Origin of the sequence: Deinococcus betulae (genome assembly GCF_020166395.1) — a bacterium.
In the GTDB taxonomy this organism is placed as follows: domain Bacteria; phylum Deinococcota; class Deinococci; order Deinococcales; family Deinococcaceae; genus Deinococcus; species Deinococcus betulae.
Genome location: NZ_JAIQXU010000005.1, coordinates 157,750 through 178,734 on the forward strand (window position 1 = coordinate 157,750; position 20,985 = coordinate 178,734).

The 20,985-nt window shown below is 67.1% G+C and carries 20 protein-coding genes; 4 read left to right on the forward strand and 16 right to left on the reverse strand.

Going from position 1 to position 20,985, the window contains the following annotated elements; genetic code table 11:
* Positions 1-273: 273 nt before the first annotated feature.
* From K7W42_RS06065 to K7W42_RS06075, 3 genes are all read right to left on the reverse strand, one after another.
* On the reverse strand, positions 274-1,881 hold the full coding sequence (locus K7W42_RS06065; RefSeq protein ID WP_224573130.1) for an HD domain-containing phosphohydrolase: 1,608 nt from the start codon (positions 1,879-1,881) through the stop codon (positions 274-276).
* A 507-nt stretch (positions 1,882-2,388) separates the two neighbouring features.
* Positions 2,389-3,906: a glutamine-hydrolyzing GMP synthase gene (guaA, locus tag K7W42_RS06070; protein ID WP_224573132.1), complete on the reverse strand. Its 1,518-nt coding sequence runs from the start codon at positions 3,904-3,906 to the stop codon at positions 2,389-2,391.
* A gap of 279 nt (positions 3,907-4,185) precedes the next feature.
* On the reverse strand, positions 4,186-5,076 hold the full coding sequence (locus K7W42_RS06075; protein ID WP_224573134.1) for an SDR family oxidoreductase: 891 nt from the start codon (positions 5,074-5,076) through the stop codon (positions 4,186-4,188).
* Between the two features lie 125 nt (positions 5,077-5,201).
* Between K7W42_RS06075 and K7W42_RS06080 the strand changes: the two genes are divergently transcribed.
* Entirely contained in the window at positions 5,202-5,798 is a 597-nt protein-coding gene (locus tag K7W42_RS06080) for a TetR/AcrR family transcriptional regulator (RefSeq protein ID WP_224573136.1), read from the forward strand.
* 376 nt (positions 5,799-6,174) lie between these two features.
* On the opposite strand, the gene K7W42_RS06085 is transcribed toward K7W42_RS06080, so the two are convergent.
* Positions 6,175-7,791, reverse strand: coding sequence for a protein kinase family protein (locus K7W42_RS06085; protein ID WP_224573137.1), 1,617 nt, complete (start codon positions 7,789-7,791; stop codon positions 6,175-6,177).
* Positions 7,792-7,985: 194 nt separating this feature from the next.
* Between K7W42_RS06085 and K7W42_RS06090 the strand changes: the two genes are divergently transcribed.
* From K7W42_RS06090 to K7W42_RS06100, 3 genes are all read left to right on the forward strand, one after another.
* Positions 7,986-9,044, forward strand: a complete 1,059-nt coding sequence (locus tag K7W42_RS06090) for an Mrp/NBP35 family ATP-binding protein (protein WP_224573139.1) — start codon at positions 7,986-7,988, stop codon at positions 9,042-9,044.
* A 124-nt stretch (positions 9,045-9,168) separates the two neighbouring features.
* A complete protein-coding gene (locus K7W42_RS06095) occupies positions 9,169-9,816 on the forward strand; it encodes a helix-turn-helix transcriptional regulator (RefSeq protein ID WP_224573141.1) in 648 nt (215 codons plus the stop codon).
* A 7-nt stretch (positions 9,817-9,823) separates the two neighbouring features.
* Positions 9,824-10,405 carry a 2'-5' RNA ligase family protein gene (locus K7W42_RS06100; protein ID WP_224573143.1) on the forward strand — a complete coding sequence of 194 codons (582 nt, stop codon included), beginning with the start codon at positions 9,824-9,826 and terminating at the stop codon, positions 10,403-10,405.
* 25 nt (positions 10,406-10,430) lie between these two features.
* Here the strand turns inward: K7W42_RS06100 and K7W42_RS06105 are convergent, their stop codons facing one another.
* The 12 genes from K7W42_RS06105 to K7W42_RS06160 all read right to left on the reverse strand — a co-directional run.
* Positions 10,431-11,522, reverse strand: coding sequence for a bifunctional 3-deoxy-7-phosphoheptulonate synthase/chorismate mutase (locus K7W42_RS06105; RefSeq protein ID WP_224573145.1), 1,092 nt, complete (start codon positions 11,520-11,522; stop codon positions 10,431-10,433).
* Between the two features lie 201 nt (positions 11,523-11,723).
* Positions 11,724-12,068 (reverse strand): hypothetical protein, encoded by a 345-nt coding sequence (locus K7W42_RS06110; RefSeq protein WP_224573148.1) that lies wholly within the window; start codon positions 12,066-12,068, stop codon positions 11,724-11,726.
* A gap of 259 nt (positions 12,069-12,327) precedes the next feature.
* Positions 12,328-13,068 (reverse strand): ABC transporter ATP-binding protein, encoded by a 741-nt coding sequence (locus K7W42_RS06115; RefSeq protein ID WP_224573149.1) that lies wholly within the window; start codon positions 13,066-13,068, stop codon positions 12,328-12,330.
* Positions 13,065-13,907, reverse strand: a complete 843-nt coding sequence (locus K7W42_RS06120) for an ABC transporter permease subunit (protein ID WP_224573150.1) — start codon at positions 13,905-13,907, stop codon at positions 13,065-13,067. The genes K7W42_RS06115 and K7W42_RS06120 overlap by 4 nt, the downstream gene beginning before the upstream one ends.
* Entirely contained in the window at positions 13,904-14,875 is a 972-nt protein-coding gene (locus K7W42_RS06125) for an aliphatic sulfonate ABC transporter substrate-binding protein (protein WP_224573152.1), read from the reverse strand. The genes K7W42_RS06120 and K7W42_RS06125 overlap by 4 nt, the downstream gene beginning before the upstream one ends.
* 112 nt (positions 14,876-14,987) lie before the next feature.
* The gene (locus tag K7W42_RS06130; RefSeq protein ID WP_224573154.1) at positions 14,988-16,148 is read right to left on the reverse strand and encodes an LLM class flavin-dependent oxidoreductase; all 1,161 of its coding nucleotides are present in this window, start codon (positions 16,146-16,148) and stop codon (positions 14,988-14,990) included.
* A 73-nt stretch (positions 16,149-16,221) separates the two neighbouring features.
* Positions 16,222-16,440, reverse strand: a complete 219-nt coding sequence (locus tag K7W42_RS06135; protein WP_224573156.1) for a hypothetical protein — start codon at positions 16,438-16,440, stop codon at positions 16,222-16,224.
* 480 nt (positions 16,441-16,920) lie between these two features.
* The gene (locus tag K7W42_RS06140; RefSeq protein ID WP_157457351.1) at positions 16,921-17,334 is read right to left on the reverse strand and encodes a globin domain-containing protein; all 414 of its coding nucleotides are present in this window, start codon (positions 17,332-17,334) and stop codon (positions 16,921-16,923) included.
* A gap of 9 nt (positions 17,335-17,343) precedes the next feature.
* Positions 17,344-17,961 (reverse strand): hypothetical protein, encoded by a 618-nt coding sequence (locus K7W42_RS06145; RefSeq protein ID WP_224573157.1) that lies wholly within the window; start codon positions 17,959-17,961, stop codon positions 17,344-17,346.
* A gap of 120 nt (positions 17,962-18,081) precedes the next feature.
* The gene (locus K7W42_RS06150; RefSeq protein WP_157457349.1) at positions 18,082-18,855 is read right to left on the reverse strand and encodes a DUF2705 family protein; all 774 of its coding nucleotides are present in this window, start codon (positions 18,853-18,855) and stop codon (positions 18,082-18,084) included.
* A 61-nt stretch (positions 18,856-18,916) separates the two neighbouring features.
* Positions 18,917-19,855: an ABC transporter ATP-binding protein gene (locus tag K7W42_RS06155; RefSeq protein ID WP_224573159.1), complete on the reverse strand. Its 939-nt coding sequence runs from the start codon at positions 19,853-19,855 to the stop codon at positions 18,917-18,919.
* Between the two features lie 346 nt (positions 19,856-20,201).
* The coding region (locus K7W42_RS06160) for an SMP-30/gluconolactonase/LRE family protein (RefSeq protein ID WP_369411330.1) at positions 20,202-20,985 on the reverse strand (784 nt) is incomplete at its 5' end.

The following is a 20,985-nucleotide window of genomic DNA, read 5'->3' on the forward strand; positions in this document are numbered from 1 at the left end:
CCGATTCAACCAGTTGCACAAACGATGGAATCCGAGTCGACTTGGACAGCGGCACAGCAGGCTCGAAGATCTTCGCAGCAGAGCGAGAGGGAGAAAAAGTAGGCTGACGGGCGTGAAGTTGACACATTGGAACGGAACCGATGTGTTGGCTTGACAGACGCAATCTGTAGAAGAGAGCCACGGTACAGAGAGAAGCAGGCCGACGCGCGCCGCCAGGCGAGTAGCACGTCAACCTATGTGCGCCGTGCCTCTTGGACAGCGGGCAACGGCCTTTCAGCTCTCCTGGCTGCTCAGCAGGGCCAGAAAGGTGGCCACGATACTCGGGTCAAACTGGGTGCCGGCCTCGGCCCTCAGCTGCGCCTGGGCGTCGGCAGGTGACCAGGCCGGTTTGTAAGGGCGCTCGCTGAGCAGGGCGTCGTAAACGTCCACCACGCTGAACACCCGGGCCAGCAGCGGAATCTGTTCGCCGGCCAGCCCGTCGGGGTAGCCGGCGCCGTCCCAGCGCTCATGGTGAAAACGAATCACCTCGCGCACCTCGCGCGGCACAAAAACCTCCTCGCGCAGCATCTCGTCGCCCAGCACCACATGGCGCTGCATGGCCTGGCGCTCCTGGTCGTCCAGCGGGCCGGGTTTGCGCAGCAGCTGGTCATGGACCCCCACCTTGCCGATGTCGTGCAGGTACGCGCCCCAGCGCAGGTGTTGCAGTTGCTGCTCATCCAGCCCCAGGGCCTGCCCCAGCGCCAGGGCCAGGGTGGTGACCCGGTCAGTGTGGCCGTAAGTTTCGTCGTCGCGGCTTTCGAGCACGCGGCCCAGCGCGCGCAGGGCGGCTTCCCGGGTCTGCTGCAAATGCTCCATGCTCGCGCTGCGTTCCAGGGCGTGTTCAATGCGCGCCGCCACCGTTTCCATCAGGGTTTGCAGTTCGGGGGGCAGGGCCACTGGGCGGTGCATGTGAAGCAGGAAGACGACCCCCACCACCTGCCCGCCCTGACGCAGCGGCACTGCCACAGCGGTCTGAACGTGCGTGGCCCCCGGCAGCCGGTCCGGCCAGTCCTGATAGTGCTGTACCGCTTGCGGCCGGCCGGACCGCAGCACCTGCCCAATCAGCCCGCTGGGTTCATGGGGCCGGAGCAGCGCCGCCGCGACCAGTTCCTGCGACTGCTGTTCTCCCTCCTGCACGCTCAGGTGGGCCAGGCCACTGGCGTCCACCGTCACCACGCCGCCGGTGGTAAAGCCGCTCAGGTCCAGCAGGGCGCGCAGGGCGCAGCGCACAATGTCTTCGGGTTGGGTCAGGCCCTCAAGCTGCGCCGACAGCCGCGCCAGCCGCTCGAACTGGCGCGCACTGTGCTGCGCCTGCTCCAGGGCCCGCCAGCGCGTGTAGGCCACGCCCGCCGCCTGGCCCAGCAGCAGCATGGCCTGGGCGTCATCGGGGCCCAGCTGCTCGTCACTTTCAGAGGTATCGGCCGACATGACCCCCAGGACCCGGCCGTCAGGGTCCAGCAGCGGCACCCCCAGGTACATGGCGGCGTGGCGCTGTTCGGACAGGTATACGGCGTCGGCGGCCAGGTCGGCGCGTGCCAGCAGCAGTACCTGACCTGAATCCACCACCCGCCAGGACACGCCCTGGCCCCGCTTCAGGCGGCGGCCGACCGCACCTTCACTCAGGCGGCCCGCCGCCGCCACCAGTTCCAGCTCGTCCTGCTCGGGGCGGTACAGAATGACCAGCGAGGTCGAGGCGCGCGTGATGCTCAGGGCCAGCTCGACGCAGCGCTGGAACACGTCCTGCGCCGACTGCGCCAGCAGCACCACCGCCTGCGCTTCCAGGGCCGGCTTGGGCAGCTGGCTGTACGGCCTGAGGGTCAATGCCGTGTCGCCCTGCGTCACGCGGCGTCCACCCCCTGCACTGCCTGGGGCGTGTCGCCCCTTTGGGTGCGGCCCATGGCCCCAGAGTAGCGCGGCGCCCCGCCTCCTGACTTCACCCGCCAGGGGGCGCCAGTCTCATGAGGCTCAGGCGGCCAGGTTCAAGCAGTCTTTTGCATGGACAGCGGCGGCCAGTTGCGCCCTGGAGCCAGGGGGGCGGGCCTCCACCGCTGTTTTATGTGGACACACTTTCATCCCAGAGTGGTTGAGGGCTACGGCTGTTGGTCGCTCTGGATGCTGCGGTGAGGGAAGTCCAATAGCTCCCTGCATTTTGAAAAACTGCGCCGCAGTGCGAGTTGGAGCGAACTGGGTGCCGGGCGTGAAGTGCGCAAACCGGCGTTTTCCCAATGTGGCAAGGCACCAGACGGAATCCATATGAGACTGTTGCTTGCACTGCGACGCTCTCTGGTCAAGCTGCCCACTTCTGGAGGCTTCAGGATGACCCTCATTCCTCCTGAAGCCCTCTGGGACTTACTCCCACTCAATCGTGGCAGGCGGCTTGCCGGTGATGTCGTACACCACCCGGTTAATTTCATGCACCTGATTGACGATGCGGTTACTCATGGTGGCCAGGAAGTCATAGGGCAGGCGGGCCCACTCGGCCGTCATGAAATCGTCGGTGGTGACAGCGCGCAGGGCGGCCGTATACGAGTAGGTGCGTTCGTCGCCCATGACGCCTACCGATTGAATAGGGGTCAAGATTGCCAGCGCCTGAGAACAGCCGTCGTACAGCCCGAACTCGCGCAGCCCCGAGATAAAGATGTCGTCCACCCGGCGCAGGATGTCCAGCTTCTCCTCGCTGATGGCGCCCAGGCAGCGAATGGCCAGGCCGGGGCCGGGGAAGGGGTGACGCATGCGGATGTGGTCGGGTAGCCCCAGCAGCCCGGCGATGGCACGCACCTCATCCTTGAACAGGGTGCGGAACGGCTCGACCAGCTTGAACTGGAGATCGTCCGGCAGGCCGCCCACGTTGTGGTGGCTCTTGATGTTGGCCGCGCCCTCGCCGCCCGCCGACTCGATGACATCGGGGTAGAGGGTGCCCTGGGCCAGAAAGTCAAAGGGGCCGTGGGTGCGGGCTTCGCGCTCGAAGGCCCGGATAAATTCGCGGCCAATAATCTTGCGCTTCTGTTCGGGGTCGGACACGCCGTCCAGGGCCGCCATGAATTCGGTGCGGGCGTCAACAGTGAGCAGGTTCACGCCCAGGGGCTTCAGAGCCGCTTCCACCTGCTCGCGCTCTCCCAGGCGCAGCAGGCCGTGGTCAATAAACACCGCTGTCAGGCGCTCGCCCACCGCGCGGGCCAGGAGCAGGCCCAGCGTGCTGGAATCCACCCCGCCCGAAATGGCCAGCAGCACCCGGCCCTCGCCCACCTGGGCGCGCACGCCCTCCACCAGTTCTTCAACGATGTGTTCGGTGTTCCAGTCGCGGTTAACGCCGCAGATGTCCAGAAAATTGGCCAGCAGCTGTCCGCCCTTGGGGGTGTGCACGACCTCGGGGTGAAATTGCACCCCGTAGCGCCGGGTCTGTGCGTTTTCAATGGCGGTGACGGGGGTGTCCTCGGTCTCGGCCACGACCTCGTAGCCCTCGGGCAGCGCCGTTACCGAGTCACTGTGACTCATCCAGGCCACAAATTCGCCCTGAATCCCGTCAAACAGCTGCCCGCCGTAGCGGGTCAGGTCAGCCTTGCCGTACTCGCGCTTGCCCGCACGTTTCACGTCGCCGCCCGCTTGCTGGGCCAGGTACTGCATGCCGTAGCACACGCCCAGCACAGGCACGTCCAGGTCCAGCACGCCGGCGGCCGGTTTGGGGGCCGCTGCGTCGTAGACACTGCTGGGCCCGCCTGACAGCACAATCCCCTGGGGGTTCTCCTGCTGCACGCGCTCCAGCGGGGCATTGCCGGGCAGAATCACGCTGTACGCGCCCAACTCGCGGAACCGCCGGGCAATCAGGCGCGTGAATTGGCTGCCAAAATCCAGAATGACGACGCTCATCGGCCCTGATTGTGTCACGCGGCTCTGGGTGAGGCGTCCGGTCGGGGCAGACGGGTGAAGCGGAGGCCCAGCCGCAAGGCCTGCGGCTGCTCTCCGCACCTGTTTCGGGGAGGATTCAGAGCAAAACCCCAGCACCTTGGAGGGACAACTCCCTTCAAGGTGCTGGGGCGAGCGAACTTGCCAAGTTGTGGAGCTGCAAGAAAAGCGCAAAGCGGGTCAGGAGGTGCGGCGCGGCAAGCTGGCGATCTGCTGGGCTGGAGGGCGTTTCACGCAACAAGCCTACGGGCGGAAGTAGTCGCCCTGCGCCAGATCCTCCAGCAGCCCCCGGTGGGTCGGGTGCCAGTTCAGCAGCTCGCGCGTGGCCTGATTGGAGGCCGGCGCGTCCATGCTGAAAAAGGCCCCAATCCAGCCAAAGTGCGCCGCTGCCACCTCGCGGGGCACCGACACTGCCGGCAGGCCCAGGTGCTGACCTATGGTGCTGGCAATCTCCTGTGCAGTCAGGCCTTCTTCGGCCACGCCGTGCAGCACCGAACCGGCGGGGGCCGATTCCAGCGCCAGCCGGAACAGCTGCGCGGCGTCCTGTCGGTGAACGGCGGGCCAGCGGTTCTGGCCGCCGTCCACGTAGCCCGACTGGCCCTGTTGCCGCGCCACCTCAATCAGCGTGCGAACAAAGCCGGGGTCACCCAGGTCATGCACGGTGGGGGCCAGCCGAACGACCACCGCGCGCACCCCCTGCGGCGCCAGCGCCAGGGTCTGCTCGGCAGAGCGGGCGCGCAGGTTGCGGGTCAGGTCGGGCTGGTCCTGCTCGGTCACCGTGCGGCCCGGCGCGACGCCCAGGATGCCTGAGGCAATCACCAGCGGCCGGCCGCTGTGCAGGAGGGGGCCACTCAGGGCCGCGATGGCCTGCTGGTCGGCCTGCACCGAGCCGGCAAAATCCGAGAAGTCGTGCTTGAAAGCGAGGTGAATGACGCCGTCGGTCGCCTCGGCCCCGGCCCGGAGGCTGGCCAGGTCGTCCAGCGAGCCGCGCTGCACCTGCGCGCCGGCGGCTTCCAGCGCCTGGGCCGCCGCGTCTGAGCGGGCCAGACCCAGCACTTGATGCCCGTGGGCCAGCAGCTCAGGGATCACGGCAGAGCCGATAAAGCCAGACGCACCAGTGACGAAAACACGCATGCGGAAACCTCCTAAAGAGAGAGAGAAAAGAAGTGATGTCAGAAACTGACCTCACCCACTCTAGGCTCGTGGGTAAGTGATGTCAATCTCTGACATCACTGGGGTCTGGCGCTATAGTGCGGCGCATGGCCCGCTGGACGCCGGACGCTCGCCGCCGTTTGGCAGAAACGGCGCTGGATCTCTATATCGAGCAGGGCTTTGAACAGACCACAGTCGCCCAGATCGCCGGGCAGGCGGGCCTGACCGAACGCACCTTCTACCGGCACTTTGCAGATAAGCGCGAAGTGCTGTTTGCACGGTCGGCGGTGCTGGAAGCGCGCATGGTCGAGGCCGTGGGGCAGGCGCCGCCGGGCCGCGCGCTGGACCTGCTGGTGGCTGGGCTGGAGGCGGCCGACTCTTTCAACGAGGACAGCCGCCGCTGGTCCCAGCGCCGTCAGCAGGTCATCAGTGCCAACGCGCCGCTGCTGGAACGCGAACTCAGCAAACTGAATTCCCTGCGGGCGGGCTTTGCTGGGGCGCTCGTGCAGCGCGGCTTTGCCAGGGGCGCCGCTGCCCTGGCTGCCGAGGTGGGGGTCATCGTGTACCGGCAAGCCTTTGAACTCTGGATAGATTCGCCCGCCTTCATGGAGTGGAAGGCGGCGATTCGTCAGGCCCGTGCCGAGCTGGAAGCCGTCCTGGCCAGCTCGGCGCCTGATGCTGTGCCCAGCGCGCCCTCCAGTTAATTTGCTTTGCTGCTGGACAAGCAACGTCTCTGAAAGCAGCTCCTATTGAGAACGGTATAAATCGGCATCAATTAACGTGAGTCATCCTGCGTGCTGGCCACACTCCTCGCTGGCCAAGTCAGATGGCACCAGTGCGAACTTAAGCCGTTATCAATAACTGGCCGCAGAGAACCGCTTGACTGCGCTGCTTTCATCCAAAGGGGTTCGCTCAAGAGTCATTCGCGATGTATTCCACGGCAGCTCGAGGTTCTGATCACACAGCAGAATCCAAGGAGTTGAAGACTATGACGCTCAACCACGATGCAGAGGAACAAAATGGCGGCGTGGGCGCCCCTGGCTCCAGGGTGGACCGTGCAAACCCCCGTAAGCTCTGTCCTCAGTCGCTCAGGTCAATGGTCACCGGCTGGCGGCGCGGCACCGTCACGGTCAGGTTGGCCGGGGACCAGCCCGGAGCCACGACCTTGAAGCGGTAGGTGCCCGGCACCGGCAGATGCAGCGTGCCCGGCACCTGGCCCATCTGCTGCCCAGGCGTCAGGCGGGCGGCGTCCGGGGCACTCAGCAGGTTCAGGTTGGCGGCGGTCGCGGCGGCGCCCCGCAGGGTGACGCGCACGTCGCAGCAGCCGCCCAGGGCCGGTGCCAGCGGCGCCGTCTGTTCGGGGCGGTGCGTCATGGCCCACCAGCCGCCCCCCAACACCACCAGGGCGGCCAGCACCGCTGCGGCGCGGCGCGGGCCAAACCATTCGGGCCGCGCCCACTCGGGCATGGCCGGGCGCGTGCGGGGCGGGGCGGGGGCCTCGCGCACCACCCGCCAGGACTCGTCCTCGTCCCAGCCAATGCGGATGGGTTCTCTGGGCAGGCGCGGGGGCAGGCGGGTGTCGGGGCTGGGGGCCAGCGTCCCAGCCGGTTCGGCGGGCGTTGGGCCATCGGCGCCCGTTGCCTCGGGCTGGGGTGGGCGGCGCAAAGAGGCCGGCAGGCGTTCCACCGGACCTGTGGGCACCGGTCTGGACGCTGGCGGCGCGGCTTCGGTGGGCGTCCAGCCAGGCAGGTCGTCGGCAAAGCCAATCTGGATTGGGGCGGGCGGCGTCGCCGGAGGCGGCCCCTCGGCCTGCCACTGCCGGGCCCGGCGTTCAGCGGCGGCCTGGGCGTCCAAGATGGCCTGGGCGCGCCGTTCCTCGTTCTGGCGGCGGCGGCGCTCCTGGGGCGTTTCGGGGCCGGTGGGCGTGGGCGCTGCCGGGGCCGGCGTGGCGGCCGCCTCGGCCACCGGGTCACCCAGCACAATCGGCGTGCCGTCGTGCGGGGCCGCCGAATTGTCAGCGGGGCTGATCGGCGCGGGCGCGGCCCGCTCGGCGTTAAGCGGCCTGGGTGAGACGCGGCTGGGCCTCGTCGGTTCAGCTTCGGTGGGGGCCGCAGGCGGTGGGGGCGCCTCTCGAAGCCGCTGGGGCGCCGCTGAGTCACCGGTCAGGGCGGCCAGCGCCTGCGCGGCGCTGAGTGTGCCCGGCTGGGTCACCAGGGCACGCAGGCGGGCGGGCAGACCGCCGAGTTCGTCCAGAATCACGGCCAGCGCGTACAGGTCGTCAGCGGGCCGGGCGTCGCCGCCCCAGGGCAGGCCCGCGCCCGCCAGCAGGACGTGTCCGTCCACGCTCCAGAGCTGAGAGCGGCTGAGGCCCCCATGAACCAGGCCGCGGGTGTGCAGGGCGTCCAGGGCGCTCAGGGCGCCGCGCGCGGTCAGTTCGGGGTCGCTGGCGGGCCGGGCCTGAAGCGGCAACTCGGTCACCAGGTACGCCTCGCCGCTGCTCTGGCCGCTGTCCAGGGCCGGCAGCAGGTGGGGGTGCGGCGGCAGGTCGGGCCACCCTCCTGGCCATTCAGGGCCGCTCAGCACATGCAGCAGCACCGGCATGCCGGTCAGGCGGTCGGTGGCGCGCAGGGTCCGCACCGGGCTGCTGGGGCGCCCCGGCAGTTCCCGCGCCGCCACGTACGGGCCAAGAGCGTTCATGATGACCCCGGCCGTGGATTGGGCAGGCCGGCGACCTGCCGGTTCTGGTCCACACCCGATGAAATGTGAATCACGCGCCCAGTATAAGGACGTAATCACTCGGGGCGCGAGGCGGGGACTGGCAGGACCGCCGCGCCGCTACTGTAAGCGCGTGGCTTGCCACCCCCTCAGACTTGCGCTACTAATGGCCCCATATGCGTGACGCCGTCCTGAGCGCCCTGAGCACCGTGAATGACCCCGAACTGCACCGCGACCTCGTGTCGCTGGGCATGATCGAGTCGGTGCAGATCGAAGCCGGGGCGGTGCAGGTCAAGGTGAACCTGACCACGCCCGCCTGCCCCCTAAAAGGGCAGATCGAATCGGATGTCCGGGCGGCGGTGCTGACGGTGCCGGGTGTGCAGACCGTGGACGTGACGTTTGGCGCCACCGTGCGCGCCGCGCAGCCGGCCCTGCCCGGCGTCAAGCATGTGGTGCTGGTGGGCAGCGGCAAGGGCGGCGTGGGCAAAAGCAGCGTGGCCGTTAACCTGGCCGCCAGCCTGGCGCGTGACGGCGCGCGGGTGGGCCTGCTGGACGCCGACGTGTACGGTCCCAGCGTGGCGCACATGATGGGCCAAAGTACCGCCCGTGTCACCGCCAACGCCGAGCGCAAGATGCAGCCCCTGCTGGCCCACGGCGTTCACTTCATCTCGATGGCCAACCTCTCGCCCGCTGGGCAGGCGCTGGTGTGGCGCGGGCCGATGCTGCACTCGGCCGTCCAGCAGTTCGTCAAGGACGCGGCCTGGGGCGAGCTGGACTACCTGATCGTGGACCTGCCGCCCGGCACCGGCGACGTGCAACTGTCGCTGACCCAGACCATTCAGGTGACGGGCGCGGTGCTGGTCACGACCCCGCAGGATGTGGCCCTGATTGACGCCTCGCGCGCGCTGGACATGTTCCGCAAGGCCAGCGTGCCGGTGCTGGGCGTCATTGAAAACATGAGTTACTTCGTGGCCCCCGACACCGGGCACACCTACGACCTGTTCGGCCGGGGCGGCAGCCGCAAGCTGGGCGAGTACACCCTGCTGGGCGAGGTGCCGCTGGAAGTCTCGGTGCGCCAGGACGCCGACGCGGGCACCCCGGCGGTGCTGGCGCATCCCGACAGCCCCGCCGCCCTGGCGCTGCAACACGCCGCGCGCACCCTGGCGGGGCAGATCAGCGTGCGGGCCGACCACCGCGCCCTGGCTGACCTGCCTGGTCAATTGACTGTCGTATGACGGCCGTTCCGTGCCTCTCCCGAACAGGCGCGAGTGCCAGCCTTCTCCGGCCAGCACGTCGGCGGCTGAGCCCCGCTCTGCCTGGACTGAAACCTGAAGGGTGCGGGCTCCGGCCGGAGGGGCTATGACCGCCACCCTCACCCTGCCCCCCCCGGCCAGCACCGAGCGCACCAAGACCCGGCTGCTGGAACTGGTCAAGCGCCACGGCCCGCAAACCGCGCAGGACCTGGCAGCCCGGCTGGAGGTCAGTATTCCGGCCGCGCGGCGTCATCTGTGCGACCTGCAAGACCAGGGGCTTCTAGAGTCGCGTACCGAGCGGCCCGGCGGGCGCGGCCGGCCCCAGCACGTGTTCGCCCTGACCGACCGGGGCGAGGCGGCCTTTCCCAAGACCTATTCCAGCCTCTGCGTGGACGTGCTGCGGCATATTGAGGCCCTGTACGGCGCCGGCGCGGTGCTGGAGGTGCTGGGCGCCCGCAACACAGAAATTGCTGGGCGGTTGCGCCCGGAACTGCCTGCGGCGGCGCCACTGGGCGAGCGCGTGCAGACCCTGGTGGCCCACCTGACCGAACACGGTTTTGATGCGGCGGCTTACGAGGTGAACGGTCAGTGGCACCTGATTCAGCACAACTGCCCCAACCTGACTGTCGCCCGGCAGTACGCGCAGCTCTGCGCCGCCGAGAGCACGCTGTATGCCGAGCTGCTGGGCGTGCCTGTGGCGCGTGACACCCGGATTGCCTGTGGGCAGGGCACCTGCCATTACCGGATAGGCTGAGGCCCCCGTGAGCGACTCTGCCGCGCCCTGGTCCCAGGCTGACCACGCCCGCTATTCCCTGGTGGCGTGGCCGCCTGAAGCGCTGGACACCTGGCTGCGCCGCCTACAACTGCGGCTGAATGTGCGCGGCTTTGGCCTGCCGCACCTGAATCTGCGCGCGCCTTTTCATACCACCCTCAGTTCCTCCGACCTGGTGGCGGCCTGCCGGGGGGTGCTGCGTGGGCAGGAAGCCCTGACGGTGCAGGTGCTGGGCTGGAAACGGGTGCCCAGCATGTTTTTTCTGGAATGTGCTCTGGGCGACGACCTGCACGCCCTGCACGAACGCACCCTGAGTATTGGGCCGTCCAGTCAGGCAAGGCACGACGGGGCTGCCTACCGCCCCCACCTGACGCTGGCGCTGGGCGTGCTGCCCTGGGCTGAGGCCGAGCTGTGGGCCGAGATAGAGGGCCTGACGCCGCCTCTAAGCAGCTTCCGGGTCGAGGCCCTGAGCCTCACGCGCGAGTGGCGCGGCGAGGTGCAGGAGCTGCATACCTTTCCGCTGGTGGGCGCCGGACTGCCCTTGCCCCAGAAAGAAGCCGCGCCCAGCTAAGTGGGCGCGGCTCTGGTGCCAGGTGTTACGCCGAAACGAGCTGCCCCAGCTGAGCGCTCAGGGCGCCGATAAAGCGGTCGTAACCGGCAAAGTCCAGCTGCTGCTCGTTGTCCGACAAGGCGGTGGCGGGGCTGGGGTGAACCTCCACATGAATGCCGTCGGCGCCCACCGCCAGCGCGGCCTTGGCCAGCGGAATCAGCAGGTCGCGGCGGCCAGCGGCGTGGGTCACGTCCACGATCACCGGCAAGTGCGTTTCCTGCTTGGCCAGGGCCACGGCGCTAAGGTCCAGGGTGTTGCGCGTCCACTTCTCGTAGGTGCGGATGCCGCGCTCACACAGGATGACTTCGGGGTTGCCTTCCGAGAGAATGTACTCGGCGGCATACAGCCACTCTTCGATGGTGGCCGACAGCCCGCGCTTGAGCAGCACCGGGCGCCGGGCGCGGCCCACCTCGCGCAGCAGGGCGAAGTTGTGCATGTTGCGCGCGCCCACCTGCAGGATGTCGGCGTGTTCGGCTACAATTTCCACGTCGCGGGTGTCCATCACTTCAGTGATAAACAGCATGCCCTGCTCTTTGGCCACGCGGCTGCCCAGAATCAGGCCGTCCACGCCCATGCCCTGAAAGCCGTAGGGGCTGGTGCGCGGCTTGTAGGCGCCGCCGCGCAGAATCTTGACGCCCTTGCCCGCCAGGAAGGCCGCCGTCTGTTCCATCTGCTCTTCAGATTCGATGGAGCAGGGGCCAGCGATAATGATTGGTGGCGCGTCACCACCAATCCGCACGCCGTCAATGTCCAGCACGGTGTCGTCGCTTTTGACCTTGCGGGACACCAGCAGCTGCTTCTTGTCGTTGCTTTCCTCAAGGTCCAGGCTGGCCTTGAAAATTTCCTTGAAGATGGCCTTGACGGCGGCGGTGGTAAACGGCCCCTCGTTCAGGGCCTCAAGCTCCTTGAGCTGCTGCTCCTCGCGGGCAGGGTCGTAGTGGTTGGGACGGCCTTCCTGGGTCTTGGCGTGACCAATCTGGGCCACCACGGCGCCGCGCTGCGAGAGCAGGCGCAGCAGGTCGCGGTTAATCTGGTCTACCTCGCTGCGGAGGTCTTCGATGGTGCGGGGCTGGGTCATGCTGCGCAGTGTAGAAAGCGGGTCTGGGCTGCGCCGGAACCCTGCTAGTCAATTGTTAAGAGTTGTCCAGGTCCGGTCAAACCGGCCTGCTGGGCTTCTGGATGCGCCACCAGGCGGGGTGAATGTCAACCGGTTCGCCTCCTGGCAAATGAAAAGTGCAGAGTGCCAAGCGGACAGCGTCCTCCTGGTTTGCTCGTCTCTTCAGGCCCCCAGAATCAGACTGACCAGCACGACCTCAAACAGATCTGCACCCGGCGTGAACTGGCAGATGAAGGGTGCGCGGGTGAGGCCACTGGGCGCGTATTGCAACTGCAGGACGCCCGTGAGGGTCCAGCTGCCTTCACGAAAGCGGGCCGGTTGTGTAAAGACCACCTGGCGAATGTCGGCCCGCCGAACCGCCAGCGTGGCCAGACTGATGCATGCCTTGCGGGCCAATCGGGGCGTCCAGCCCTGCAGGCGAGAAGGGGAAACCTGCCCGTATCCCAGCGTCAACGCCGAGAACAGGCCAAGTACCAGGAGGCAGGTGGTTTGACACCGCGTGGGCATAGAGCAAGCTGGCAGTCGAAGGTGAGCCCTGTTTGAGATAGATACCGCCTGGTTTCTTCCTTACTGGGGAAAGCGCCGACGTAACTGGGCCACACCCTGAGCCCGCTCTGCTTTCGCCTGTCCTCTTGTAAAGCTATCCTACGGCTGTGGTGCCACTCGCCAAGCCCGCTCGGGCACAACTGCTGGGTCGGCCGTCCGCAAACAAGCCATCCCTTGCCGGGGAACAGCGGCAGGAAATGGCCTCTTGAAGAAATGCCGTTTAGTGCAGTCTTTGCTCCAACGATAAGCGGAGAGGCTCCAGCTCGGCGCGCACTCGGGGCCGCGGCGCTGTCACCCGCAGGTCATCGGCCAGCACCCCGCCGCTCAGCAGCAGCACCCGGTCCGCCAGTTTCAGGGCCTCGTCCAGATCGTGGGTCACCAGCAGGGTGGTGGCGGCCGTGTCGTTCAATAAGGTGTCCAGCAGCCCGTGCATCTCGGCGCGGGTCAGGGCGTCCAGGGCGCCGAACGGCTCGTCCAGCAGCAGCAGCGCCGGGCGGTGGGCCAGCGCGCGCGCCAGGGCCACCCGTTGCCGCTGACCGCCCGAGAGTTCGTGCGGGTAGGTCCGCGCCCGGTCAGCCAGTCCAACCCCGTTCAGGGCGGTGCGGGCGTGGTGCCGGTCCTGTGGCCCCAGACCCAGCGAGACGTTGTCCAGCGCGCCCAGCCAGGGCAACAGGCGGTCTTCTTGAAACATCACCCGGACGCGGGCGTCGCCGTGGAGATGATCCAGCCGAAGCTCGCCGCTGCTGATCGGGGTCAGGCCTGCCAGGGCGCGCAGCAGGGTGGTCTTGCCCCCGCCGCTGGCGCCCACCAGGGCTACCCGCTCGCCGGGCGCGATGTCTAGCGAGAGGTCGCGCAGCACCGTCTGCTGGCCGTACTGCACGCTCAGGCCCCGAATGTGCACGCTGGCGCCGCGTGCGGGCAAGACTGGAACAGGTGGCGGAATGATCTGCACCGCCGTCATGCAACCACCTGCCAGGGCAACAGGCGCCGTTCCAGCCCGCGCACCAGCGCGTCGGCCGCCTTGCCGATGAGTGCGTAGATAACGATGGCCAGCACAATCACATCGGTGCGGAAGAATTCGCGGGCGTCCATCGCCAGAAAGCCGATACCGCTGCTGGCCCCAAAGGACTCTCCGACCACCAGCGCCAGCCAGGAAATCCCCAGGGCGTAGCGCAGGCCCACCAGTACGCTGGGCAGGGCACCCGGCAGCGTCACGCGGCGAAAGGTTTCCAGTGGCCCCAGGCCGTACACGCCCGCCATCTCCTTCAGGCGCGGATCAATGCTGCGCACCCCATGCAGGGTATTCAGGTACACCGGAAAGAAGGTGGCCAGCGCAATGAGAAAGATCTTGCCGCTCTCGCCCACGCCAAACCACAGGATGACCAGCGGAATCAGGGCGAGATTGGGCACTGTGCGCACCATCTGAAAGGTGGTGTCCAGCAATAGATTGGCGGCCCGGAAGGTGCCGGTCAGAATGCCGAAGGTAAAACCCAGCCCAGCGCCCACCAGCACGCCCAGCCCGGCGCGCTGAAGGCTGATCAGAAAGTGCCCCCACAGGTCTCCGCTGCGGGCCAGTTCCCAGAAGGCCCCGACCACGGCGCTGGGGGCAGGCAGGACGCGGGCATTGAGCCACCCCACCTGCGCCGCCAGCTGCCAGAAGGCCACCAGCAAGGCAGGCACCAGCCAGCGCACCCACTCCCCAGTGGGGAGTGTCCGGGCAGGCCGGGCGCGTTTCGCCGCTGGGGGCGCGGCGGCCTGGCCTCGCCGCACCTGGGTCAGTGTGCCCCGCAGTCCGGTCACTTCAGCCCCAGGGTGGCCAGCGCCGACTTGAACGCTGGCAGCGTCACGTAACTTTGAGTGCCGAAAGTGACGGCGCGCGGTAAGACTCCAGCTTCCTGAAAGGCGCCGGCCAGGGTCCGCAGCGGCGCGAGATCCGCCGCGCGGAAGGGCCGGATGTTAAAGGGCACGCCTTTGGGCACGGTGACGGCCAGCACACTCTTGGGAATGCCCAGTTCGTCGCTGAACTGCGCGATCACCTCATTCTGGTTGCGGTTGGCCCAGTCGGCGGTGGCCTCCAGTTCGGCCAGCAGCACCTGCAAGGCCCGCTTTTTCTCAGCATTGGCCAGCACGGCGCTGGGGGCCAGGTGATAGCTGTCCCCACGCCCTAGGCCGGTGTGGTTGCGCAGCACGCGGGCCTCTGTACCCTGCAGGGCGGTGGTCAGAAACGGGTCCCAGATGGCCCAGGCGTCAATGCTGCCGCTCTCAAAGGCCGGGCGGGCGTCGGGGGGCAGCAGGGGCACTACGGTCACGTCCTTAAACGTGAGCCCAGCGCTCTTGAGGACGCTGTATAAGAAGGCGTGGGCGCTGGAGCCCCGCGCCACCCCAATTCGTTTGCCCTTCAGGTCGCTGGCCTTCTGGATGCTGGAATTCTTGGGCACGATAACGGCCTCGGTGTCGTCCGACCGGTTGACGCTGACGCCCACATATTTCAGGTCGGCGCCGCCGGCCAGCGCAAAGACGCCCGGCGCGTTGCCCACACTGCCAAAGTCCACCGCGCCGGCGTTGGCGGCTTCGAGGAGGGGCGGCCCAGCGGTAAATAGTACCCACTTGAAGGTGATGCCCTGCGCGGCGTACTTGTCCAGCGTGCCGCGCGCTTTCAGGATGTTGGGAATACCGCCTTTCTGGTAGCCGATGGTAAAGGTGACAGCGCTGGCGTGGCCCAGCAGCAGGGCGGAAAGGGTCAGGGCCAGTGGACGGATTCGGGTCATGTGAAGGCTCCTAAAAGGTTGAGGCAAGGTCACCGGGCCGCAGGGGAGAGGGCGGCCCAGCCGGGGATGGGGTGGTTGAGGTTGTGTCTTCGGGGCGCTGAGCCCCTCGTTCTCAGATGCTGCGGAAGCGCCCCACGGTCTCGGGGGCCTGAGCGGCGTTCAGGGTGGGAGTAGACGTGTGGCTCAGCACCTGACCGTCGCGTGGGGTGAACACCGGGCTGGTGCGGCCCAGCGCCGGGAACAGCAGTTCGGCCACGCGGTAGGCTTCTTCCAGATGCGGGTAGCCGCTGAGGATAAAGGTCTCGACGCCCACATCCTGGTATTGACGCAGGGCGGCGGCCACGTTCTCTGGGTTGCCCACGAACGCCGTGCCGGCGCCGCCGCGCAGCAGGCCCACGCCCGCCCACAGGTTCTTGCCCACGCGCAGGCTCTCGCGGGTGCCGCCGTTCAGCGCGCTCTGACGGCGCTGCCCCTCAGAGCCGCTATGCAGGAAAGCCTGGTGCGCCTGGGCAATCTGTTCGTCGCTGACCCCAGCGATCAGCTCGTCGGCAGCGGCCCAGGCTTCTTCCTCGGTGGGGCGCACAATGACGTGGGCCCGCAGGCCAAAGCGCACGGTGCGGTTATGCAGCGCGGCTTCGCGGCGCACGGCCTCAAACTTCTCAGCCACCTGCTCGGGCCGCTCGCCCCAGCTGAGGTACACGTCTACATGCTCGCCGGCCACTGCCAGCGCCGGCTGGCTGCTGCCGCCAAAGAAGATCGGCGGGTAAGGCCGCTGCACGCTGGGCAGCAGGGAGCGGCCTTCATGCACCTGGACCTGCGCGCCTTCATGCGTCACAGTTTCGCCGCGCAGCAGGCGGCGGAAGACCCCCAGCCACTCGTGGGTCAGGGCGTAGCGTTCTTCTTGCGAAAGCTTTAGGCCCTCAAAATCAAAATTGCCGCTGCCCGAGACGATGTTTAGGTTGATGCGCCCATTGGTAATCCGGTCCAGCGACGCCGTCAGCCGGGCCGCCAGCACTGGCGAAAAGAGGCCGGGGCGCAGCGCCACCAGAAAGCGCAGTTGCCGGGTCAGGGCCGACAGGGCGCTGGCCAGAATGACGGTATCTTCATTGGTGCCGCCTGTGGGCAGCAGCACGCCGTCAAAGCCCAGGGTGTCGGCGGCCTGGGCCACCTGCGTCAGGTAGGAGAAGTGCGCGGGGCGGCTGGGCTGACCCAGTTGCCGGCCGTCGCCGCCGGAAGGAATGAACCAGTACAGGTTGGGGCTGGGGTGCGTCATAGCAGACCTCGGAAGGGGTGTGAGGAGTCGTCTGAACCTCAAGAGTGAGGTCAGTTCAGGGTGGGCCGTTTGGTCAGGCGACTCGGGCCGTAACGGTGTTGATCGGCGCTTCGGTTGGCAGGGCAACGCGTGTCACGCTGGCGCGGCCGGTCAGGTACAGCTGGGCCACCGCCTGGGCGCCGTAGATGCGCTCGAAGATCAGGACATTCCAGTCCAGCGTGCCGTGAGGTGAGGTCACGAGCAGGGTGTCAAGGGTGCCGGGCTTCCAGCGGACGTGCAGGGTCTCGGTCATGGGCAGCTCCTGGGAAGGATGTGGGGGAAAACCGGAGCAGGGAGCGCGCAGCGTGTGGGGCAGGCGCGGCGTGTCAGCTCGGGCGACATCGGTGGTGCATAGATTGTCCTTTCAGGGGAGCGCGCTGGGCGCTCGTCCTATCGGTCCCTCAGTCGGGCAGGCGTGGAGCACCGGGGAGGGGTGCTACGAGGCAGCGGTCAACAGCAGCGCGCGGGCCCTGGACAGGCGCGGAAGGCTGAGTTGAGGTTGGGCTGCGTCATAGATCTCCTGGTTGCTGCGGCGTCATCGGGCCTGTTCCCTCGGCCGCTCTGGATAGTGACCCTCTTCAGGGTTGAAGTCACCTTAGAGTAGATGACAAATCTTGTCAACTAAAGGTATGAGGCTGACCCAGACAGGCATGGCCAGCGGTGGTGCCGGCACGGACGCCCTCTTGTTTCAAGAATCAGACTGTGCTTCTCTGCCGTCACCAGGCCACTGGAGTCACGTCTCGCTCTGGTCTTCCGGGGTGTTCACCATATGCACGGCCACCCGCGAGAGCGCCATGTGCAACTCGCGCGCGTCGGCTTCGGCAATCTCGGGGGTGGCGCGCAGCGCAGCGTTCATGCAGGCCAGCCAGGCCCGCGCCCGCGCTGGCGTAATGGGAAAAGGCAGATGCCGGGCGCGCAGACGGGGGTGCCCGTAGCGCTCGTGGTACAGCGGCGGCCCGCCCAGAAAACCACTCAGAAAGGCCAGCTGTTTCTCGGCGGTCTCTGTCAGGTCAGCTGGAAAAAGAGGCGCCAGCGCCGGGTCAGCGGCCACCAGGGCGTAAAAGCGGGTGACCAGCTGGTCCAGTGCTGCTGGCCCAATGCGGTCATACAGGCTGCCGCCCGTGGTCAGCGAAAGAGGAGCCGTCATGGGCGCAGGCTAGCGCGGCCACAGCCCGGCTGACCGGGACAGAGGCCACAGCGGCGCCCACCGTGCAAACTGAACCCCTACTTGATGACAGCGTTCGCCGACAGGATGTAGATAGTATCCAGGCCCCAGGGCTGCGGCTTGGCTGGAAACTGCGCCGTGCGCCACACCACGTAATTGCCCACATCTGCGGCGGTCAGCAGACTCGTCTTGTAGGGCACGTCGGACCACCCCACGGCTTCTGGGGCGTCGGCGTCCCGCACCGCAATCAGGCCGCCCTGCCCCCAGCACGTCACTCAGCTTGGCGGTCGGCGCGTAGCCGTCGCGGCACCAGAACAGGATCTGCGCGCCGCTCTGGGCCAGGGCCTCTATGTTCGGAATGCGGGCCTTGAGAAAAGCGTCCAGATCGTAGGCCTGCACATTGAGGTCACGCCCATACAGGTAGTCGTCCGCAATGGTCACAGTCTCGGCCGGCACGCCTGCGGCGCGCAGGACGGTGTCGGTGACATTGGCCCGGGCCAGAGCCGCCACCTTGAACACAGCGATTTGCTGGGCTTTGGTGGGGGCGGCGGCCGCAGACACCGCGTTCAGGCTCAATAGAGTGAAGGTCAGCAAGACAGGAAGACGCATAGGGGAAACCTCCGAGAGAGCAGTGATTAGATTCGGCGCGCACTGTAGCGCAGCCCGGCCCGGCGTGGGGACAAAAAAATCGGCGCCCCACTTGAGGGCGCCCAGACTTACCAGGAGTCTTTATACGTCGCGGCGGTCAAACGCGAAGATGCTCATCAGGCCGAAGCCCGCCGTGTAGATCAGGAGCAGGACCAGCGGCTGCAAAATGTCGCCCTGCTGCACGTACAGATTCAGGTGGCTGGTGAGCAAAATGCGCTGAACCGCGTCGGGCAGCACCACCAGCAGCCGCATGACAATCAGTGCGGCGAAGGTGGCCAGCGCGGCTGCCGCCGTGCTCAGGTACAGCACGCCAAACAGCAGCGACAGGGCCGCCACCGGCATCAGCACCACGCCGGCCAGGAGGCTGCCGCGCAGCACCTCGGCAAAGGCGGCGTCGCTGCTCAGCTGGCCGACACCCACAAACAGGCCCGGCCCCAGCCCGGTGCCGCCTGCAAAACTGCCAAAGCCCAGCGGAATGCCGGCCAGCAGCGAGCCCACCACTGTGGTCAGAATCAGCAGAAAGGGGTAACTCAGGGCCACAATCAGCTTGCTGGCAATGACCTTGGTGCGGTCCACCGGGCGCAGCAGCAAGGGCGCCAGGGTGCCCTGCGCGACCTCTGACCCAATCATTTCGGCGACGGTGACGGCAATAAACAGGGGCAGCAGATACCCGATGGTCACGCCGATGCTCACCGCCGGCAGCTGCCAGCCACTTGTCAGTTTCACCTGAATCAGTTCGTCCAGGCGGGGGGCAAAGGCCCACAGCAGCGGCAGTAAAAAGGTCACCAGCAGGGCCAGCCGGGCGCTGCGGGCGCCGAAGAGCTTGCGGAATTCCAGGCTCAGCAGGGTCAGCATGCGTGGCCTCCGGTGGGCTGGACAGAGTGAGGACGGGGCAGGGAAGGGGTGAGGTCACTCATCAGGCTTGCTCCACGCGTTCGCGGTAGTACTCGTACAGGTCAAAGTGGTCGGGGCTGGCCTCAAAGACGCGAATCCCTTCCTGGTGCAGGTGGCTCAGGGCGTCGGGCACGCGGGCCTCGCCGCCCAGATGGGCGATGGCGTAGGGGGTGCGGGTGCTGACCCGGCGCACAAACGGCAGGCGCTCCAGCACCGCCGCCGCCCCCACCGGGTCGTCCACCCGGAAGCGGTAGGCGGCCTGGCGGGCGCGCAGGTCCACCGTGTCCACCAGGCGCCCCCCCGTCAGAATGCCCACCGTATGCGCGTAGGTAGCAATTTCTCGCAGGTGATGGGTGGACAGCACCACCGCGCAGCCGCTGGTGGCCAGGCTGGTCACAATGCGGTGAATCAGGCCGATGCCCAGGGGGTCCAGGCCGCTGGTCGGCTCGTCCAGAATCAGGACCTTGGGTTCGGCCAGCATGGCGCTGGCCACGCCCAGGCGCTGCCGCTGCCCCAGCGAGTATTCGCCCACCTTCTTGTCAGCCATGCGCGTCAGTTCGAGCAGCGCCAGCACCTCGCGGATGCGGTCGCGGCTGATGCGCCGCCCGCCGGGGGCCATGGCCGCCAGATTGGCATGTACTTGCAGGTTCTGGGTGCCCGTGAACTGGGGGTAAAACTTGGCCGGCGCCTCCACCACGGCGCCCAGGTACGCGCGGGCGCGCTGGCCGTCCAGATGAACGTCACGCCCCAGCAGCCGCACGTCGCCGTCCGAGGGAAAGGCCAGGCCCGTCATGGCGCGGATGAGGGTCGTTTTGCCGGCGCCGTTGGGACCTGTCAGGGCGTATACCTCGCCGGGCATGACAGTCAGGTGCACGTCCTCCAGGATGCTGTTTGAACCGTATCTCTTATACAGCCCCCGCACCTCGATGGCTGGGGTGGCTGGGCCGCCTTGCTTGGTCACTTTCATAGCGTAACCCACGCTTCCGTGCCGTGCTCTTACAAGCCGCTCACATTGGCGGGCACAAATCGAGTGGGGTAGGAAACCCTTCCTGCGTTGGAATGGATGGAGACAACCAAGTCGGCTCAGCACACGGCGCAGAACTCCAGGGACCTTCTGCGCCGAGAAAACAGGCAGAGGTCTGACCACAGCCTCCAGAGCTTTTGAGGGAAGGATTCACAAGAGCGCTGAGTCAGGTGACCCTGTGACAGCGAGTCTTTAAGCAGTCCTCCTCTATTAGTATTAGCGAAAATTACAGCAGCAAGAAGCGCCAGGCTTGTGTCCTGGCGCCTCCTCTGTAGAACTAGCTCTAGAACTTCTTAAAGCGGGTGAGCTTGAAGGGTGTTTCTGGTGTGCCGCCCTGCAACTTGTCCAGTTGCGCCTGCGTGACCACAAGGTCGCCGCCAATGGCCGCCAGGGTCGCGGGGAAGCGCAGGCCATTCAGGGGTTCCTCGGTCATCAGGGTGCCGGAGGTGTAATCGGCGCTGAGCATCACCTTGCTGACCACCTGGTCCTTGTTGCGCGCTACGTACAGCGTGCGGCCGTCCAACAGGATGCCGTCGCCGTTGACCAGCCCGCCCATGACCTTGCGAACGGCCTTGGTCTTCAGGTCAATGCGCCACAGGTCGCCCGTGTTCAGCTGCATGGCCAGCAGCGCGCGGCCATCTGGGGTCGCCGCAATACCGTTCAGGTTGGTGCCGGGGCCGTACTTGATGGGGGTCTGGCCCAGGTCCAGCCAGGCGCTCAGCTTCAGGTCTGGCGTCACGCGGAAGATGACCGGGCGGGTCGAGTCCGTCACGTAGACGTTACCGTCCGCCGCAGGCGTCAGGTCGTTGACAAAGGCGTTGGGCGACTTGGGTGTGTTCAGGATGGCCAGCGGGAACCCGTCGGGGCTGAGGACGGTGACCGTGCCGGTGGCACCACCCGCTACCCACACGCGGCTCTGGCTGTCCACCTTAAGGCCCAAGGCTGCCCCACGCCCTTGCCCGCCGCCGTTGGCAAACTTGCTGACAGCGCCGGTAGACGCATTAATGGCATAGATGTCGCCGGTGCGGGCACTGCCGGTGAAGATCAGGCCCCGTTTGGCGTCATAC

What these genes read in the sequence shown, in the direction of transcription:
- K7W42_RS06075 (WP_224573134.1), bottom strand. Translation starts at nt 5,076, where the DNA reads ATGCGTGTTTTCGTCACTGGTGCGTCTGGCTTTATCGGCTCTGCCGTG.
- K7W42_RS06085 (WP_224573137.1), bottom strand. Translation starts at nt 7,791, where the DNA reads ATGAACGCTCTTGGCCCGTACGTGGCGGCGCGGGAACTGCCGGGGCGC.
- K7W42_RS06150 (WP_157457349.1), bottom strand. Translation starts at nt 18,855, where the DNA reads ATGCTGACCCTGCTGAGCCTGGAATTCCGCAAGCTCTTCGGCGCCCGC.
- K7W42_RS06140 (WP_157457351.1), bottom strand. Translation starts at nt 17,334, where the DNA reads ATGACGGCTCCTCTTTCGCTGACCACGGGCGGCAGCCTGTATGACCGC.
- guaA (WP_224573132.1), bottom strand. Translation starts at nt 3,906, where the DNA reads ATGAGCGTCGTCATTCTGGATTTTGGCAGCCAATTCACGCGCCTGATT.
- K7W42_RS06130 (WP_224573154.1), bottom strand. Translation starts at nt 16,148, where the DNA reads ATGACGCACCCCAGCCCCAACCTGTACTGGTTCATTCCTTCCGGCGGC.
- K7W42_RS06080 (WP_224573136.1), top strand. Translation starts at nt 5,202, where the DNA reads ATGGCCCGCTGGACGCCGGACGCTCGCCGCCGTTTGGCAGAAACGGCG.
- K7W42_RS06125 (WP_224573152.1), bottom strand. Translation starts at nt 14,875, where the DNA reads ATGACCCGAATCCGTCCACTGGCCCTGACCCTTTCCGCCCTGCTGCTG.
- K7W42_RS06115 (WP_224573149.1), bottom strand. Translation starts at nt 13,068, where the DNA reads ATGACGGCGGTGCAGATCATTCCGCCACCTGTTCCAGTCTTGCCCGCA.
- K7W42_RS06110 (WP_224573148.1), bottom strand. Translation starts at nt 12,068, where the DNA reads ATGCCCACGCGGTGTCAAACCACCTGCCTCCTGGTACTTGGCCTGTTC.
- K7W42_RS06095 (WP_224573141.1), top strand. Translation starts at nt 9,169, where the DNA reads ATGACCGCCACCCTCACCCTGCCCCCCCCGGCCAGCACCGAGCGCACC.
- K7W42_RS06105 (WP_224573145.1), bottom strand. Translation starts at nt 11,522, where the DNA reads ATGACCCAGCCCCGCACCATCGAAGACCTCCGCAGCGAGGTAGACCAG.
- K7W42_RS06135 (WP_224573156.1), bottom strand. Translation starts at nt 16,440, where the DNA reads ATGACCGAGACCCTGCACGTCCGCTGGAAGCCCGGCACCCTTGACACC.
- K7W42_RS06090 (WP_224573139.1), top strand. Translation starts at nt 7,986, where the DNA reads ATGCGTGACGCCGTCCTGAGCGCCCTGAGCACCGTGAATGACCCCGAA.
- K7W42_RS06145 (WP_224573157.1), bottom strand. Translation starts at nt 17,961, where the DNA reads ATGCGTCTTCCTGTCTTGCTGACCTTCACTCTATTGAGCCTGAACGCG.